Below are 14,918 nucleotides of genomic sequence, written 5' to 3'. Positions count from 1 at the left end.
CAAATAAAAACCAACGACTTTTTCATCTGAAGCATGAGTATAGTTAAGTGAAAAAGGGCGCACGGTGGATGCCTTGGCACTAGGAGCCGAAGAAGGACGGGACAAACACCGATATGTCTCGGGGAGCTGTACGTAAGCATTGATCCGAGAATTTCCGAATGGGGAAACCCTCTACTCGTCATGGAGTAGAACCTCTATCTGAATCCATAGGATAGAGGAGGCAGACCCGGGGAACTGAAACATCTCATTACCCGGAGGAAGAGAAAGCAAACGCGATTTCCCGAGTAGCGGCGAGCGAAACGGAATTAGCCCAAACCAAAAAGCTTGCTTTTTGGGGTTGTAGGACACTCTATACGGAGTTACCAAGAAATACGTTAGACGAATCGATCTGGAAAGGTCAGCCACAGCGGGTAACAGCCCTGTAGTCGAAAGCGTGTTTCCTCCAGAGTGGATCCTGAGTACGGCGGAACACGTGAAATTCCGTCGGAATCCGGGAGGACCATCTCCCAAGGCTAAATACTCCCTAGTGACCGATAGTGAACCAGTACCGTGAGGGAAAGGTGAAAAGCACCCCGGGAGGGGAGTGAAAGAGAACCTGAAACCGTGTGCCTACAAGTAGTCGAAGCCCTTTTATGGGTGACGGCGTACCTTTTGTAGAATGGACCGGCGAGTTACGATCTCCTGCAAGGTTAAGTGGAAGACACGGAGCCGCAGCGAAAGCGAGTCTGAATAGGGCGAGATAGTAGGGGGTCGTAGACCCGAAACCGTGTGATCTACCCATGTCCAGGGTGAAGGTCAGGTAACACTGACTGGAGGCCCGAACCCACGTACGTTGAAAAGTGCGGGGATGAGGTGTGGGTAGGGGTGAAATGCCAATCGAACACGGAGATAGCTGGTTCTCTCCGAAATAGCTTTAGGGCTAGCCTCAAGGGATGTATGTTGGAGGTAGAGCACTGATTGGACTAGGGGCCCTCACCGGGTTACCGAATTCAGTCAAACTCCGAATGCCAATCATATTACCTTGGGAGTCAGACTATGGGTGATAAGGTTCATAGTCGAAAGGGAAACAGCCCAGACCGTCAGCTAAGGTCCCCAAGTATACGTTAAGTGGAAAAGGATGTGGCGTTGCTTAGACAACCAGGATGTTGGCTTAGAAGCAGCCATCATTTAAAGAGTGCGTAATAGCTCACTGGTCGAGTGACGCTGCGCCGAAAATGTACCGGGGCTAAACGTATCACCGAAGCTACGGATTGTTCTACGAACAATGGTAGGAGAGCGTTCTAAGTGCAGTGAAGTCAGACCGTGAGGACTGGTGGAGCGCTTAGAAGTGAGAATGCCGGTATGAGTAGCGAAATAGAAGTGAGAATCTTCTACACCGAATGCCTAAGGTTTCCTGAGGAAGGCTCGTCCGCTCAGGGTTAGTCGGGGCCTAAGCCGAGGCCGAAAGGCGTAGGCGATGGACAACAGGTGGATATTCCTGTACCACCCAATTCCGTTTGAGTGATGGGGGGACGCAGTAGGATAAGGAAAGCGCACGACTGGACGTGTGCGTCGAAGCAGTGAGTGAGTCAGATAGGCAAATCCGTCTGGCAATCACAAGCTGTGATCGGGAGGGAAAATGAGTACCGAAGTTCCGGATTTCACACTGCCAAGAAAAGCCTCTAGCAAGGAAAAGGGTGCCCGTACCGCAAACCGACACAGGTAGGCGAGGAGAGAATCCTAAGGTGATCGGGAGAACTCTCGTTAAGGAACTCGGCAAAATGACCCCGTAACTTCGGGAGAAGGGGTGCTTACTTACGAGTAAGCCGCAGTGAAAAGGCCCAAGCGACTGTTTAGCAAAAACACAGGTCTCTGCGAAGCCGAAAGGCGAAGTATAGGGGCTGACACCTGCCCGGTGCTGGAAGGTTAAGGGGATGCGTTAGCATTAGCGAAGCGTTGAACTGAAGCCCCAGTAAACGGCGGCCGTAACTATAACGGTCCTAAGGTAGCGAAATTCCTTGTCGGGTAAGTTCCGACCCGCACGAAAGGTGCAACGACTTGGGCACTGTCTCAACGAGAGACCCGGTGAAATTATACTATGCGTGAAGATGCGCATTACCCGCGACAGGACGGAAAGACCCCGTGGAGCTTTACTGTAGCCTGATATGGAATGTTTGTACAGCTTGTACAGGATAGGTGGGAGCCTTGGAAACGTGAGCGCTAGCTTACGTGGAGGCGCCGGTGGGATACCACCCTGGCTGTATGAACCTTCTAACCCAGAACCGTGATCCGGTTCGGAGACAGTGTCAGGTGGGCAGTTTGACTGGGGCGGTCGCCTCCTAAAGAGTAACGGAGGCGCCCAAAGGTTCCCTCAGAATGGTTGGAAATCATTCGAAGAGTGTAAAGGCAGAAGGGAGCTTGACTGCGAGACCTACAAGTCGAGCAGGGACGAAAGTCGGGCTTAGTGATCCGGCGGTACCGAATGGAAGGGCCGTCGCTCAACGGATAAAAGCTACCCCGGGGATAACAGGCTTATCTCCCCCAAGAGTCCACATCGACGGGGAGGTTTGGCACCTCGATGTCGGCTCATCGCATCCTGGGGCTGTAGTCGGTCCCAAGGGTTGGGCTGTTCGCCCATTAAAGCGGTACGCGAGCTGGGTTCAGAACGTCGTGAGACAGTTCGGTCCCTATCCGTCGTGGGCGTTGGAAGTTTGAGAGGAGCTGTCCTTAGTACGAGAGGACCGGGATGGACACACCGCTGGTGCACCAGTTGTTCCGCCAGGAGCATCGCTGGGTAGCTACGTGTGGAAGGGATAAGTGCTGAAAGCATCTAAGCATGAAGCCCCCCTCAAGATGAGACTTCCCCACACTTTAAGTGAGTAAGATCCCTCAGAGACGATGAGGTAGATAGGTTCGAGGTGGAAGCATGGTGACATGTGGAGCTGACGAATACTAATCGATCGAGGACTTATCTATACGTTCTTTGGATGAAAAACCAATGGTTTGTCTACTTCTTATCTAGTTTTGATGGTATAGTTTCTCCCATCTTAATAAGGATTAGTTTATATCCACCAAGTCTGGTGGCGATAGCGGAGAGGTCACACCTGTTCCCATACCGAACACAGTAGTTAAGCTCTCCAGCGCCCATGGTAGTTGGGGCTCACGCCCCTGCAAGAGTAGGACGCTGCCAGGCATGTTCTAAATATTCTTTATTATCGTGGTGTGGAGCAAGGAGCAAAACATCCACTGAATTAAACTTCGAGTAACCTAGTAGATGCAGAGGTCACCTTAGACCACACTATTTATAGCATTATGGATTACAATTTAATAATTTTTTACTATCGCGGGGTGGAGCAGTCTGGTAGCTCGTCGGGCTCATAACCCGAAGGTCGTAGGTTCAAATCCTGCCCCCGCAACCAAAATAATTTACTCACTACTAAGCTTTTTGCTAAGTAAATAAAAGTAGTGTTAAAAGTCAATTTATAATACATAAAATAACGGTCCGGTAGTTCAGTTGGTTAGAATGCCTGCCTGTCACGCAGGAGGTCGCGGGTTCGAGTCCCGTCCGGACCGCCAGATATGAATAGCAAACCTTAAGTTAACAAACTTAAGGTTTTTTAGTGGATTTTTTTAAGGGCCTTTTGGTAAAAGTTTCCGTAGAAAAAGGGTTCATAAGTGTGATGAGGGATATTTCACCAAAGAATAAATAAAAGTTCGTCATGAGCGTAATGAAAGCCGTTTTGCTAAGAATTTTAGTAAGAAATGAGCATCATTTAACCTTAATTGATATGCAAACATTTAAAAATAATGGAAGTTTTGCTATGATAGTTGGAGGACATAATAGATCTATAAGGAGATCACAATGGATGAATTTCAGTTTATTCAATCAGTGACACCAAAATTTTATCGACAACCAAATGTTATGAAAGGCATCGGTGATGATGCTGCGATTATTCGGAACCAACACGAGGATACAATATTGACTGTTGATACGATGGTTGATATGATTCATTTTTCATTAAAAACGACAAAACCATACCATGTCGGCTATCGAGCGTTAGCTGCTAATATAAGTGACATTGCTGCTATGGGAGGCAAACCAACCTCATTTCTTGTGTCAATCGTCATACCTGATGACTGGCAAGACCAGCAGTTGAATGAAATTTATCAAGGGATGAAAGACCTCGCTAAAAACTTTCAAATGGACCTAATTGGAGGAGACACGGTTTCAGGAAAGCAACTGACACTTACGATAACCGTAATAGGTAGTGTTCCCCAAGGGAGAGCTCGATACAGAAGTCAAGCAAAGCAAGGAGATATCGTATTTGTAACTGGTACATTAGGAGATTCAGCATGTGGATTACATATCTTACTCCATGGTAATGAGAATGAGCACGATAACTATGAATATTTTATTAAACGTCATCAAATGCCCATGCCTAGGGTTGATTTTGTCCAAGCATGCCAAGGGATAACACGAATGGCTTTAAATGATATAAGTGATGGAATCGCCAATGAAGCGAATGAAATTGCGTTAGCATCTAATCAATTAATTGAGTTGGACTATAACAAAATTCCTTGCCAATCTGATTTGTATCATTTTTCAGAAGCAGATAGGAGTAAGTGGATTCTTTCTGGTGGAGAAGATTTTGAACTTATCGGTACCATTCCTGCTAATGAATGGGATATACTAAGGAAAGTGGCAAAAGAGACAAATACAAAAATCTCACAAATTGGTGTAGTGAAAAACAATCCAGAAAAGAATGGATCCGTTTGGATATATCAGCACGATAGATATGCTAAGTTGAATAAATCTGGATACACACATCTAAGTAGGTGAATAAAGATTGAATGAATATATAATGGAAACAAAAACAGAAGAGGAAACGAAACGACTAGCTGAGAAATTAGCACTTTTAATCCGACCTGGCGATGTTCTTACACTTGAAGGTGATCTAGGTGCGGGTAAAACTACTTTCACAAAAGGATTAGGTACTGGTCTTGGAGTAAGAAGGACGATAAATAGCCCAACTTTCACCATTGTGAAGGAATATATGGGGGAAATACCATTATATCATATGGATGTTTACAGGCTAGAAAACAGTGAAGAAGATATCGGATTTGACGAGTATTTTCACGGTGATGGAGTCACTGTGATTGAATGGGCCTCCTTTATTAAAGACTTCTTACCTGCTGAACGATTAGATATTTGGATTAAAAGAGTAGATGATCACACAAGAAAAATACACTTTTTTCCTAGGGGTGATCATTATGAGTTTGTTTGTAAGGAGTTATATCGATGAATATATTAGCGATAGATACCTCTAATCAAGTGATGGGGGTTGCAATTTGGAAGGATTCAGTGCTTAAGGCTGAATATACGACGAACATAAAACGAAACCACTCGATTGGTCTTATGCCAGCAATTGATCATATTATGAAGGAAGCAGATATTTTCCCAAAGGAATTGGATCGGATTGTTGTAGCAAAAGGACCCGGTTCTTATACAGGGGTGCGCATTGGGGTATCGATTGCCAAAACAATGGCATGGACCTTAAATATCCCAATTGTCTCCATCTCTAGTTTAGAGCTTTTAGCCTATAACGGGATGGGACATGCAGGTTATATTTGTCCCTTTTTTGATGCTAGAAGAGGGTTAGTGTATACAGGTCTGTTTGAAGGGAAAGCAAAGGAGCTACATTTAATAAAAAAAGAACAGAACATTGATTTCAAAGCATGGCTTGACCAAGTCAAAGAAGTTCAAAAGCCCATTCTTTTTTTAAGCCAGGATCTCTATATTCACCAAAAAGTGATAGAGGAAAAGCTTGGTGAGCTAGCATTGTTTCCTTCTTTATCCATCGATCATCTACCTAGACCAGGAATTCTAGCAGAGCTTGGGGAAAAGTTGCCTGTTGAGAGCACCCATGCTTTGACACCTAATTATTTACGGCTAGTGGAGGCAGAGGCAAACTGGCTAAAGGAACAAGGAAAGAAAAGCAATGAGTAAAATATTATTTCGCAAAATGACAGTAGCAGACATTGAGGCAGTATCCAAAATTGATCAAGCCTCTTTTTCCATACCTTGGCCGAAGCATATCTATTATGATGAGATGAACACGAACCAATATGCACAATATTTTGTGGCAACAGTAGACGATGAAATTGTCGGGTTTTGTGGTTCTTGGATGGTATTAGATGAAGCACAAATTACAAATATTGCGATTGATCCTACCTATCGTGGAAGAGGGTATGGGGAAGGGTTATTCCAGCATGTGATTAATTATGCGATAGCAAGTGGTATTAAACGTTTGTCATTAGAAGTGAGGGTTTCCAATTTGATCGCACAACAAATGTATAAAAAGTTCGGACTGGTCCCTGGTGGTATTAGAAAAAATTATTATACAGATAATCAGGAAGATGCATTAGTATTGTGGGTGAATTTATGAGTGAATATATATTAGGAATCGAAACTAGCTGTGATGAAACAGCGGTAGCCATAGTGAAGAACGGAAAAGAAATTGTTGCAAATGTTGTCGCCTCCCAAATAGAAAGTCATAAGCGATTTGGTGGGGTTGTACCCGAAATTGCGTCAAGACATCATGTAGAACAAATTACAATGGTATTAGAGGAAGCTTTTAAAGAGACGGAAATGACGATTGACGATATCGATGCTGTCGCGGTGACGGAAGGTCCAGGACTTGTAGGTGCCTTACTTGTTGGTGTTAATGCAGCCAAGGCCTTAGCTTTTGCTCATCAAAAGCCACTTATTGGAGTCCATCACATTGCGGGACATATCTATGCTAACCGTCTTGTGAAAGAATTTTCCTTTCCTTTATTAGCTTTAGTCGTTTCAGGAGGCCATACGGAATTAGTATTAATGAAAGATCATGGTGATTTTGAAATTATTGGGGAAACACGTGATGATGCAGCTGGTGAAGCTTATGATAAAGTGGCCAGAACGTTAAAGCTGCCATACCCTGGTGGACCAAAAATCGACCAATTAGCACAGGAGGGTAATATGGTAATCGATTTTCCGAGAGCTTGGTTGGAGGAGGGCTCCTTTGACTTTAGTTTTAGTGGATTAAAGTCTGCAGTAATCAATACCTTACACAACGCGAAGCAACGTGGAGAGGAGTTTAGACAGGAAGATATTGCAACAAGCTTTCAAGCAAGTGTGGTGGATGTCCTGGTAGAGAAGACTTATCTTGCAGCAAAGCACTATCAGGTAAAACAAGTGATTGTAGCGGGCGGTGTTGCCGCAAATAAAGGGTTGAGAGCCGCTATGGAAGCGAAATTTAAAAAATCGAAGCCGGAATTACTTTTCCCACCGATCTCATTATGTACTGACAATGCTGCAATGATTGCAGCTGCTGGTTCTGTTGCCTTCAAGCAAGGTCACCGTGCGGACTGGGATTTAAATGCGAATCCAGGTTTAAGTATGGAAAAGTATAGTCAAAGAATGATGTCCTGTGATTGATAATATCAAATAGAGGAAATAGAAACACAGAAGGAGCATGTAAAAACATGCTCTTCCGATATTCAGGACTACGGCTATGATTTTCTTACTGCTTTTAAAGCCTTGCTCCATAAAAGGATTTGACTTAACATCGTCGTGACATAATTAATATGAATGTCAGCAGGTTTAAACACTTTAAATTCTGTAAAATCAGTAAAAATAGATAAGGTTGGATGAGCACGCACTGTTGCGATTGATAATTCCCCTAAGATTCCCCGTAAATGCTCAGCTGCACGAGCTCCGCCTGTAGAACCATAACTTACGATTCCAGCTGCTTTATCATTCCATTCTTCATATGCAGAATCAAGTGCATTTTTCAATGCTCCGGTTAAACTATGATTGTACTCTTGAACAATAAAGATGAATCCATCCATGCTGGATAGTTTCTTTTTCCAAGCAATAATTCCTTCTTCTTTTTCTGTCCCCGTTCCGAAAAAAGGCAAATTATAATCTGCTATATCGAGTATTTCATAATTGGCATCTTTGTGTTGCTGACATATTTCTTTTACCCATTTTCCAACTTGTGGACTTAGCCGTCCTTGACGTGTGCTTCCAAGAATAATGCCAATGTTTAGTTTTTCCATATTACTCCTCCTTGTTTATTAAACTTTTAATTCACTATGAGAGCAATTTTACCTCGAACGTGCCGAGTCTCAACAGCTCTGTGTGCATCGGCAGCCCTGTGTAACGGAAATGTTTGTGATAGGAAAACACGTAGCAGTCCTTTTTCATACATCTGGGTGAGCTCAGATAATCTGAATACACTGCGCTTACTGCGGATGGGAATGGTTCCAAGCTCATTTGAAAGATCGAAAGCAACGATTGTACCGATCCTTTTTTTATCCTGTATAAGTTCTATAGATGCTCTAAGGGCTTCCTCACCTGCTGCGTCAAGAGCAGCATCAATTCCATTTGGCGCAAGCTTGCGTACTCGTTCTACAAGTCCCTCCCCATATGTGACTGGAATAGCACCTAAAGTGCGTAAGTAGTCATGGTTATTTGGGCTAGCGGTACCGATCACCGTTGCTCCCCAAGCGCGTGCCAATTGAACGGCGAATGTTCCAACACCTCCAGCAGCTGCGTGTACTAGCAGGGTGTCTCCTTTACCGATGCCAAGTTCCTGCAGTGCTGTATGAGCAGTCTGCCCAGAGGCGGTAAACACACCAGCCTCTTCCCAAGACATACTTTTAGGCTTTTTAACGATTTGAGATGTTGGGACGACCACATATTCTGCATAGCTAGATAGAAGTGACCACCCAATCACTTCATCGCCAACTGAAAAGTCTTCAACCCCAGCGCCAACCACATCGATGATGCCAGCAAATTCATTTCCTAATATTTGAGGGTATCGAATTTCCACGCCTGGCGGGCTAAAACCTTGCCCACGAATCGCACAGTCTACTGGCTGTACTCCAGCTGCTTTTACTTTTACTCGAACTTGATTAAGCTTTGGTACAGGTGGATCAAACTCCATTATTTGCAATACGTCTGGTGTACCGGGTGAATGAAATGCTACTGCCTTCATTTTCATCAGCTCCTCTAAATTTTTAGTTTTTTGTTAACTTTAATGGTGTTCTATATCCAAACCTAGTGATGTAAATTAGGATCAAGCCTGTATAGGAAAGGGAGAACATCAAATAGAGATTGCTAAACGTGTTACCTTCTGCAAAAAAATAGAATGGATTCCAAGCAGACAGAGCTCCCTGATCTAATACTAAACTAATGACAGCTCCAGAAACGGAACTGGCTATAAAGTTCAACATGGACATTAGACCCATTCCAACACCTGTCTGTTCTTTCGTCAATGTATTTGCAATAGTATTGGACATGGCGACAACGATAAACGTCTGTCCTACTTGGCCAATTATTAATGCAATAGCGACGAATATTAAGGATCGGCCAATGAGAAAGGACAGAAGGAAAAAAGCCGATAATAGTAGAAGTGATGCGAACAAAAACAAACGTGTATTTCCCCTTTTGTCAGCAAGTTTCCCTCCTTGTTTTCCTAATAAAGCAGCTGTGAGCGAGGCAGGGATCATTACTAATCCAATAGATACTGGAGATAGGTGATACGTATCAACCAGCATGATTGGAGTTAAAAACGGAATGGAATAACCAATGGCACTCACTAAAAATGTCAATAAAATCCCCACAGAGTATCGCCCATTTTGAAACAGTCTTGGCTCTATAAAAGGCTCTGTAGTTGAGTGAATACGCGTCACAAACATCAGAAACAAAGCAATGGATGAGATGGCTAACGACCATCTTTCTCCAGTAATTGCTAATAACAATGTCGCCACTGTTCCTCCAAGTAATAAACCTCCGATCCAATCAAAAACAGAAGGAGTACGGACTTTTTCAGAAGCTAAGTAATGCCGAAATAATGGCAATGTAACCAATGTTAGCAATGGAACAACAAATAACCAGCGCCAATGTGCGAAATCGGCAACAATGGCAGAGGCAATAGGTCCAAGTACCCCTCCGAGAGCGAGTCCACTGGCCATGATCCCAAACACTTTTCCTCTCCGGTTAGTTGTTATATAGCGTGCTGGGATAATCATTGCAAGTGCAGGAATTACGGATGCTCCAGCCGCTTGAATAAATCGGCTGAATAAAACCATCCAGTAGAACTGAGCAGCAAGTCCGATTAAGGAACCAAGCGATAATAGAAGAATTCCCACTGTCAATAGTGATTTGAGCCGAAAACGGTCAGACAGCTTGCCATAGATCGCAGAACCAATGGCATAAACGAGTAAATAAGCAGATGATATCCAACTTACTTGTGTGTAGGTCAGTCCATACTCTTGGCTGATTTCAGGTAGTACAATATTAAACATCGTTGCACTCATCATCGAAATAACCATTGTAAAAACCATTGTATGAATGAAATTGTCACTAATTTCGAGTTCAACCGCTGGTTCCATCATGTTTGTAGATGACCTTCCCTGTATATTTTTCATAGCTATGCACCACCTCTCCTATATAGCTGGCTGTTGTCGGCTTGCAATAATGATTATATAATGATAAATAGATAATGAAAAATACATGTTTTGCTATATATGCATATACTTAATGTAATGAATAGGAGGGAATAACAAATGGAATTACTCCAGCTTAAATATTTTTTGACTGTGGCTAGATTAGAGCATATGACTAAAGCCGCACAAGAGCTTCATATCGCTCAGCCAGCTTTAAGTAGAACAATTCAACGATTGGAAGAGGATTTAGGAGTATCACTTTTTGATCGTAAAGCTCGGCAAATTCGTTTGAACCCTTTTGGAAAAGCATTTGAAACGAAAGCAAAGGCTGCGATCCATTTGCTAGAAGAGGGGCGTAGGGAAGTAGAGGATCTAGCTGGCTTAAAACAAGGTCGTATTCATTTAGCAATTATGAATATGGAACAGGTGAGAGAGCCCTTGCAAAATTTTTTGACTGAACATCCAGAAGTAAACCTTCAGATGATTCAATCGTCTATGAAGGATATTGAGGATATTGAAATTAACCGAGAAGTAGACTTCTATTTAACTTCATTGCCAATACAACAAGAGGGATTTAGTGAAATTCCATTGATAAAGGAAAAGCTTTATCTCGCTGTGCCACACGGACATAAATATGCAGATCGCAAAGCCATTCACCTTAGTGAAGCATCAGCTGAACCTTTTGTCGGATACAAAGAAAATTCACCTTTACGGATGATGAATGATGATTTATGTGATCAAGCGGGTTTTTGTCCAAAAATGGTGTGTGAAACGGAAGATCCAGCAAGTATCGCTGAACTTGTCCGTTCTGGATTCGGTGTCGCCATTGTCGGTGGCTGTAAAAGTGGGGAAGAGTTGGATTTAGTCAAGCTGCCAATCGAAGATCCCGCAGGAGAAAGGATTTTTCGGATAGTTTGGAGGGAAGATCGTTATTTATCACAGGCAGCGATCGCATTTCGAAGTTTTATTATCAACTATTTTAAAGATGAAAAAACAATTGGAAGCGAAACTAGGAGAGCATTGATGTTACGATAGGATTCTTTATTCACAGATCCATTTTAAAATTGTGGATAAAAATATAATCATTGCTATACCAGGGTTAAAATTATCGCTACTTCTGTGGATAATTCAAGATAGAATTGTGGATTGTGTGTATAACTCTTTGGATAACTGATAAAAGAAGAATGAATAAGTGGATAACCTTGGGGATAAAAAATGTATATTAAAAAATACAGCGAGTCCAAAAAATGACTCGCTGTACCGCTTATTCTGTTTGATTGATGGTGTCTGATGGTAATCCTAAAGCTTGTTTTAATTGCTGAGACACATTATATAATCCGTCTTCTGTTGGTACGAAATAGGAGATACCACCTAACATTTGATTCGATCCTTCAATTTCAAATGTTTCAATACTTGATGCATTCATTGATGAATAGGCTCTTTGTAAATGATAAATTTCAGTCGGGCTTAAGCTTGTCGTAACATTCTTACCTAGAATATCCGTAATTTCTCCGACTTTAAATAATGTACCAGCTGAAATAGCTTGATCAATCGATGCTTGGATAAATTGACGCTGTCTTTCTTCACGTGAATAAATAGCATTGACTTCACGTTTTCTCATTCGTACAAACGCTAACGCTTCCTCACCATTTAATTTTGCTGGACCTTGTTCAAAGTATATTCGTTCCCCCCCAGCATAAATATTTTTCTCATAGAATGGTTCTTTAATATCAACAGTAACTCCACCAAGTGCATCGACAATGTCTCGGAATCCATCGAAGTTAACCGTGACATATTCATCGATTGGTATATCGAGTAATTGTTCGACTTTTTCTACGGTTAGCTTATTCGGACCATAGTCAGTTATTGAGCCATAGGTATAGGCTGCATTGATTTTGTGGGAGCCAGCATATTGCCCCGCTTCCTCCGCTGTAAATTCTACCTGTGAATCCCGTGGCACAGTAGTCATGGTCATTTGATCTGTGTCCGGGTTCAGTGTGACGACAATTTGTGTATCGGCACGACCGTTTTTTCCATCTGTTTCATAATCCTCTACCCCAATTAGTAAAATCGAGAAAGGGTCATCTCCAATGGTGACCGCTTCGTCTCTTAGCTCTGATTTCCCGTCTGGCCGATCTAATTCAACGTGTGAATCCTTGGCTGCATCAAAAATTTGGGTAAAAAAGTAGATAGCATAGGCGATAATGGCAATAAGCATCAATAATAAAATCCAAATAATTCGTTTCTTCCACTTTTTCGGCTTCTGTTTTTGTTTTCTTCTTCGTTCTGATCTAAGTTCACTCAATATTATCCATACCTCACTTATTGTCTATTATTCTAACTTTTTGTAGTATTTTGTTGAAAAGTTTCCACCTCTATATTAGACGATTAAAATGATAAAAAGTTTCACATTTTTAATAGGATTCATTCGTCCATGTGTAAGGATTCCCACTCTTCCATATGTTTTTCCATTTGTTTTTTTAATTCCTCACTTTCCGTTGTAAGCTGCAATGACTTCTCGTGATCCTGGTACACTTCTGGAAGACATAATTGTGCTTCAAGAGCTGCAAGAGCGGTTTCTAGTTCTTCCATTTCCGCTTCAATTTCCCTTATTCTTCTTTCTTTTTTCCGTTGTTCTCTTTTTAATTCTTTTTCTTTTTTAAAATCCGATTTCGTGCTTGGCTTCGTGTCTATTTCTTTGGATTGCTCCCTTTTCAGTTCTTCCAGCTCTTTTTCCTCTTGTTTTTTCTCTACATAATAATCATAATCACCTAAATATACCGTCGTGTGCTGTGGTTGCATTTCTAGTACCTGTGTCGCCAGCTTATTAATAAAGTAGCGATCATGGGAAACGAACAATATCGTGCCAGGATAATCGATAAGGGCAGATTCCAATATTTCTTTACTATCTAAGTCTAAATGGTTGGTCGGCTCGTCTAAAATTAATAAATTGGCCTTTTCCATCATTAATTTAGCAAGCGCGAGCCGAGCCTTTTCCCCACCACTAAGAGCTGATACTGGCCGTAGTACATCATCTCCACTAAAAAGAAAGTTTCCTAGAATGGTTCGTATATCCTTTTCGTTCATAAGCGGATAATCATCCCAAAGTTCACTTAGGACATTCTTTTCATGATGCAGTTGTGTCTGTTCCTGATCATAGTAGCCAATTTTCACATTAGCACCTAGTTGTATGGCACCCTTATCAGGATCTAGTTCGCCGATTATATTTTTTAATAATGTAGATTTTCCGACACCATTTGGGCCAACAAGGGCCATGCTCTCACCACGGGTTAGCTCAAGATTAAGATTTTCAAAAGTAAAGGGCTCAGCATTGTTATAACGGAATGCTAGGTCATTTACCTTGAGGACATCATTACCGCTCCTACGCTCCACGTTGAAACTAAATTTGGCAGAGCCCTCATCACCAAGTGGCTTGTCCATTACTTCCATTTTTTCTAACTGTTTGCGTCTGCTTTGTGCTCTTTTCGTCGTGGAGGCTCTCACAATATTTTTCTGTATAAAATCTTCCATTCGCTTTATTTCGGTTTGTTGTTTTTCGTAAAGCTTCCTATCACGTTCATAATTGGCTGCTTTTTGCTTTAAATATTTACTGTAATTACCGTGATACTTCTTCGATTCATGACGCGAAATTTCATAGACAATTTGAACCGTTTTATCAAGGAAGTATCGGTCATGGGATACGATCACAACGGCACCTTGATAGCTGTTTAGATAGCCTTCAAGCCATGTTAAGGTTTGAATATCTAGATGATTGGTTGGCTCATCTAGTATTAGTACATTAGGTTTTGTTAGAAGAAGCTTTCCAAGGGCGAGTCTCGTCTTCTGACCACCACTTAATGTGGCAATCGATGTGTCCCACATGGATTCAGGAAAATCTAGACCGTTTAGAACGGCTTTGATTTCAGGCTCATATTCATAGCCACCAGCTTGCTTAAATGCTTCTTGTTTGCGGTCATAGCTTACTAGTAGTTGTTGATATTTTTCTGTATCTGCTAATAGATCAGAATCTCCCATTTGCTGTTCCATGCTTCTCAGTTCCTTTTCTTCCTTTAACAAATGGGAAAAGATCTTTAACATTTCATCCCAGATCGTTTCTGTAGAATCAAGTCCCGTATGTTGGGCAAGATATCCTAAGGTAACATCCTTTGGTTTATGGATCTCTCCTTCATCATAGCTAAGGTTACCTGCAATTATATTTAATAAGGTAGATTTTCCCGCACCATTTCGACCAACAATGGCAATCCGGTCATTTTGTTTAATTTCTAGTTTTATATTAGATAAGATCAGCTCAGCACCAAATCGTTTGGTTAAATTGTTCACCTGTAAATAAATCATCATCGTTCACCTCAATGATGTAAGTGTATCTAAAAGGCGAACGAACTGCAAGTAAGGGAAGTAGATAGACAAGTGAACAATTTCACGAC

At 42.0% G+C, this 14,918-nt stretch carries 11 protein-coding genes, 2 tRNA genes and 2 rRNA genes; 10 read left to right on the top strand and 5 right to left on the bottom strand.

Annotation, left to right across the window (positions count from 1 at the left end; translation table 11 throughout):
• The first annotated feature begins 41 nt into the window (after nt 1–41).
• The 9 genes from ACZ5R4_RS09540 (at nt 42) to tsaD (ending at nt 7,456) form a co-directional block, all read left to right on the top strand.
• Nucleotides 42–2,955 (top strand): 23S ribosomal RNA (locus ACZ5R4_RS09540).
• 100 nt (nt 2,956–3,055) lie between these two features.
• Nucleotides 3,056–3,172: ribosomal RNA gene (gene rrf, locus ACZ5R4_RS09535) — 5S ribosomal RNA — on the top strand.
• Between the two features lie 149 nt (nt 3,173–3,321).
• Nucleotides 3,322–3,398: transfer RNA gene (locus ACZ5R4_RS09530), tRNA-Met, on the top strand.
• Nucleotides 3,399–3,478: 80 nt separating this feature from the next.
• A tRNA-Asp gene (locus ACZ5R4_RS09525) sits at nt 3,479–3,555 on the top strand.
• A 286-nt stretch (nt 3,556–3,841) separates the two neighbouring features.
• Nucleotides 3,842–4,819 (top strand): thiamine-phosphate kinase, encoded by a 978-nt coding sequence (gene thiL, locus ACZ5R4_RS09520; protein WP_109985668.1) that lies wholly within the window; start codon nt 3,842–3,844, stop codon nt 4,817–4,819.
• Between the two features lie 7 nt (nt 4,820–4,826).
• On the top strand, nt 4,827–5,282 hold the full coding sequence (gene tsaE, locus ACZ5R4_RS09515) for a tRNA (adenosine(37)-N6)-threonylcarbamoyltransferase complex ATPase subunit type 1 TsaE (RefSeq protein ID WP_054788163.1): 456 nt from the start codon (nt 4,827–4,829) through the stop codon (nt 5,280–5,282).
• Nucleotides 5,279–5,986 carry a tRNA (adenosine(37)-N6)-threonylcarbamoyltransferase complex dimerization subunit type 1 TsaB gene (gene tsaB / locus ACZ5R4_RS09510; RefSeq protein ID WP_277679375.1) on the top strand — a complete coding sequence of 236 codons (708 nt, stop codon included), beginning with the start codon at nt 5,279–5,281 and terminating at the stop codon, nt 5,984–5,986. The genes tsaE and tsaB overlap by 4 nt, the downstream gene beginning before the upstream one ends.
• Nucleotides 5,979–6,425, top strand: coding sequence for a ribosomal protein S18-alanine N-acetyltransferase (gene rimI, locus ACZ5R4_RS09505; RefSeq protein WP_054861147.1), 447 nt, complete (start codon nt 5,979–5,981; stop codon nt 6,423–6,425). Before tsaB ends, rimI begins: the two co-directional genes overlap by 8 nt.
• Nucleotides 6,422–7,456, top strand: coding sequence for a tRNA (adenosine(37)-N6)-threonylcarbamoyltransferase complex transferase subunit TsaD (tsaD, locus tag ACZ5R4_RS09500; RefSeq protein ID WP_109985849.1), 1,035 nt, complete (start codon nt 6,422–6,424; stop codon nt 7,454–7,456). Before rimI ends, tsaD begins: the two co-directional genes overlap by 4 nt.
• Nucleotides 7,457–7,530: 74 nt before the next feature.
• Here the strand turns inward: tsaD and ACZ5R4_RS09495 are convergent, their stop codons facing one another.
• From ACZ5R4_RS09495 to ACZ5R4_RS09485, 3 genes are read right to left on the bottom strand one after another with little or no spacing between them, the layout of a single operon-like run.
• Entirely contained in the window at nt 7,531–8,079 is a 549-nt protein-coding gene (locus tag ACZ5R4_RS09495) for an NADPH-dependent FMN reductase (RefSeq protein ID WP_054788164.1), read from the bottom strand.
• A 26-nt stretch (nt 8,080–8,105) separates the two neighbouring features.
• Nucleotides 8,106–9,020: an NADP-dependent oxidoreductase gene (locus tag ACZ5R4_RS09490; protein WP_464368412.1), complete on the bottom strand. Its 915-nt coding sequence runs from the start codon at nt 9,018–9,020 to the stop codon at nt 8,106–8,108.
• Between the two features lie 22 nt (nt 9,021–9,042).
• Nucleotides 9,043–10,455, bottom strand: a complete 1,413-nt coding sequence (locus ACZ5R4_RS09485) for an MFS transporter (protein WP_464368411.1) — start codon at nt 10,453–10,455, stop codon at nt 9,043–9,045.
• A 138-nt stretch (nt 10,456–10,593) separates the two neighbouring features.
• On the opposite strand from ACZ5R4_RS09485, the gene ACZ5R4_RS09480 reads away from it, so the two are divergent.
• Nucleotides 10,594–11,508: a LysR family transcriptional regulator gene (locus ACZ5R4_RS09480; protein WP_109985671.1), complete on the top strand. Its 915-nt coding sequence runs from the start codon at nt 10,594–10,596 to the stop codon at nt 11,506–11,508.
• A gap of 229 nt (nt 11,509–11,737) precedes the next feature.
• On the opposite strand, the gene ACZ5R4_RS09475 is transcribed toward ACZ5R4_RS09480, so the two are convergent.
• Together ACZ5R4_RS09475 and ACZ5R4_RS09470 are read right to left on the bottom strand one after the other, a co-directional pair.
• Nucleotides 11,738–12,778 (bottom strand): LCP family protein, encoded by a 1,041-nt coding sequence (locus ACZ5R4_RS09475; RefSeq protein ID WP_245902395.1) that lies wholly within the window; start codon nt 12,776–12,778, stop codon nt 11,738–11,740.
• Nucleotides 12,779–12,897: 119 nt separating this feature from the next.
• Nucleotides 12,898–14,829: an ABC-F family ATP-binding cassette domain-containing protein gene (locus ACZ5R4_RS09470; protein WP_464368410.1), complete on the bottom strand. Its 1,932-nt coding sequence runs from the start codon at nt 14,827–14,829 to the stop codon at nt 12,898–12,900.
• Nucleotides 14,830–14,918 lie beyond the last annotated feature (89 nt).

The sequence above is a fragment of the Gracilibacillus sp. JCM 18860 genome, from assembly GCF_055395245.1.
The sequence above is the reverse complement of the archived record's forward strand: the minus strand, read 5'-3'. Positions and strand labels throughout refer to the sequence as shown.

Bases quoted from the DNA above. Each gene is read 5' to 3' on its own strand.
- thiL (WP_109985668.1), top strand. From the start codon at position 3,842: ATGGATGAATTTCAGTTTATTCAATCAGTGACACCAAAATTTTATCGA.
- tsaB (WP_277679375.1), top strand. From the start codon at position 5,279: ATGAATATATTAGCGATAGATACCTCTAATCAAGTGATGGGGGTTGCA.
- rimI (WP_054861147.1), top strand. From the start codon at position 5,979: ATGAGTAAAATATTATTTCGCAAAATGACAGTAGCAGACATTGAGGCA.
- tsaD (WP_109985849.1), top strand. From the start codon at position 6,422: ATGAGTGAATATATATTAGGAATCGAAACTAGCTGTGATGAAACAGCG.
- ACZ5R4_RS09495 (WP_054788164.1), bottom strand. From the start codon at position 8,079: ATGGAAAAACTAAACATTGGCATTATTCTTGGAAGCACACGTCAAGGA.
- ACZ5R4_RS09490 (WP_464368412.1), bottom strand. From the start codon at position 9,020: ATGAAGGCAGTAGCATTTCATTCACCCGGTACACCAGACGTATTGCAA.
- ACZ5R4_RS09485 (WP_464368411.1), bottom strand. From the start codon at position 10,455: ATGAAAAATATACAGGGAAGGTCATCTACAAACATGATGGAACCAGCG.
- ACZ5R4_RS09480 (WP_109985671.1), top strand. From the start codon at position 10,594: ATGGAATTACTCCAGCTTAAATATTTTTTGACTGTGGCTAGATTAGAG.
- ACZ5R4_RS09470 (WP_464368410.1), bottom strand. From the start codon at position 14,829: ATGATTTATTTACAGGTGAACAATTTAACCAAACGATTTGGTGCTGAG.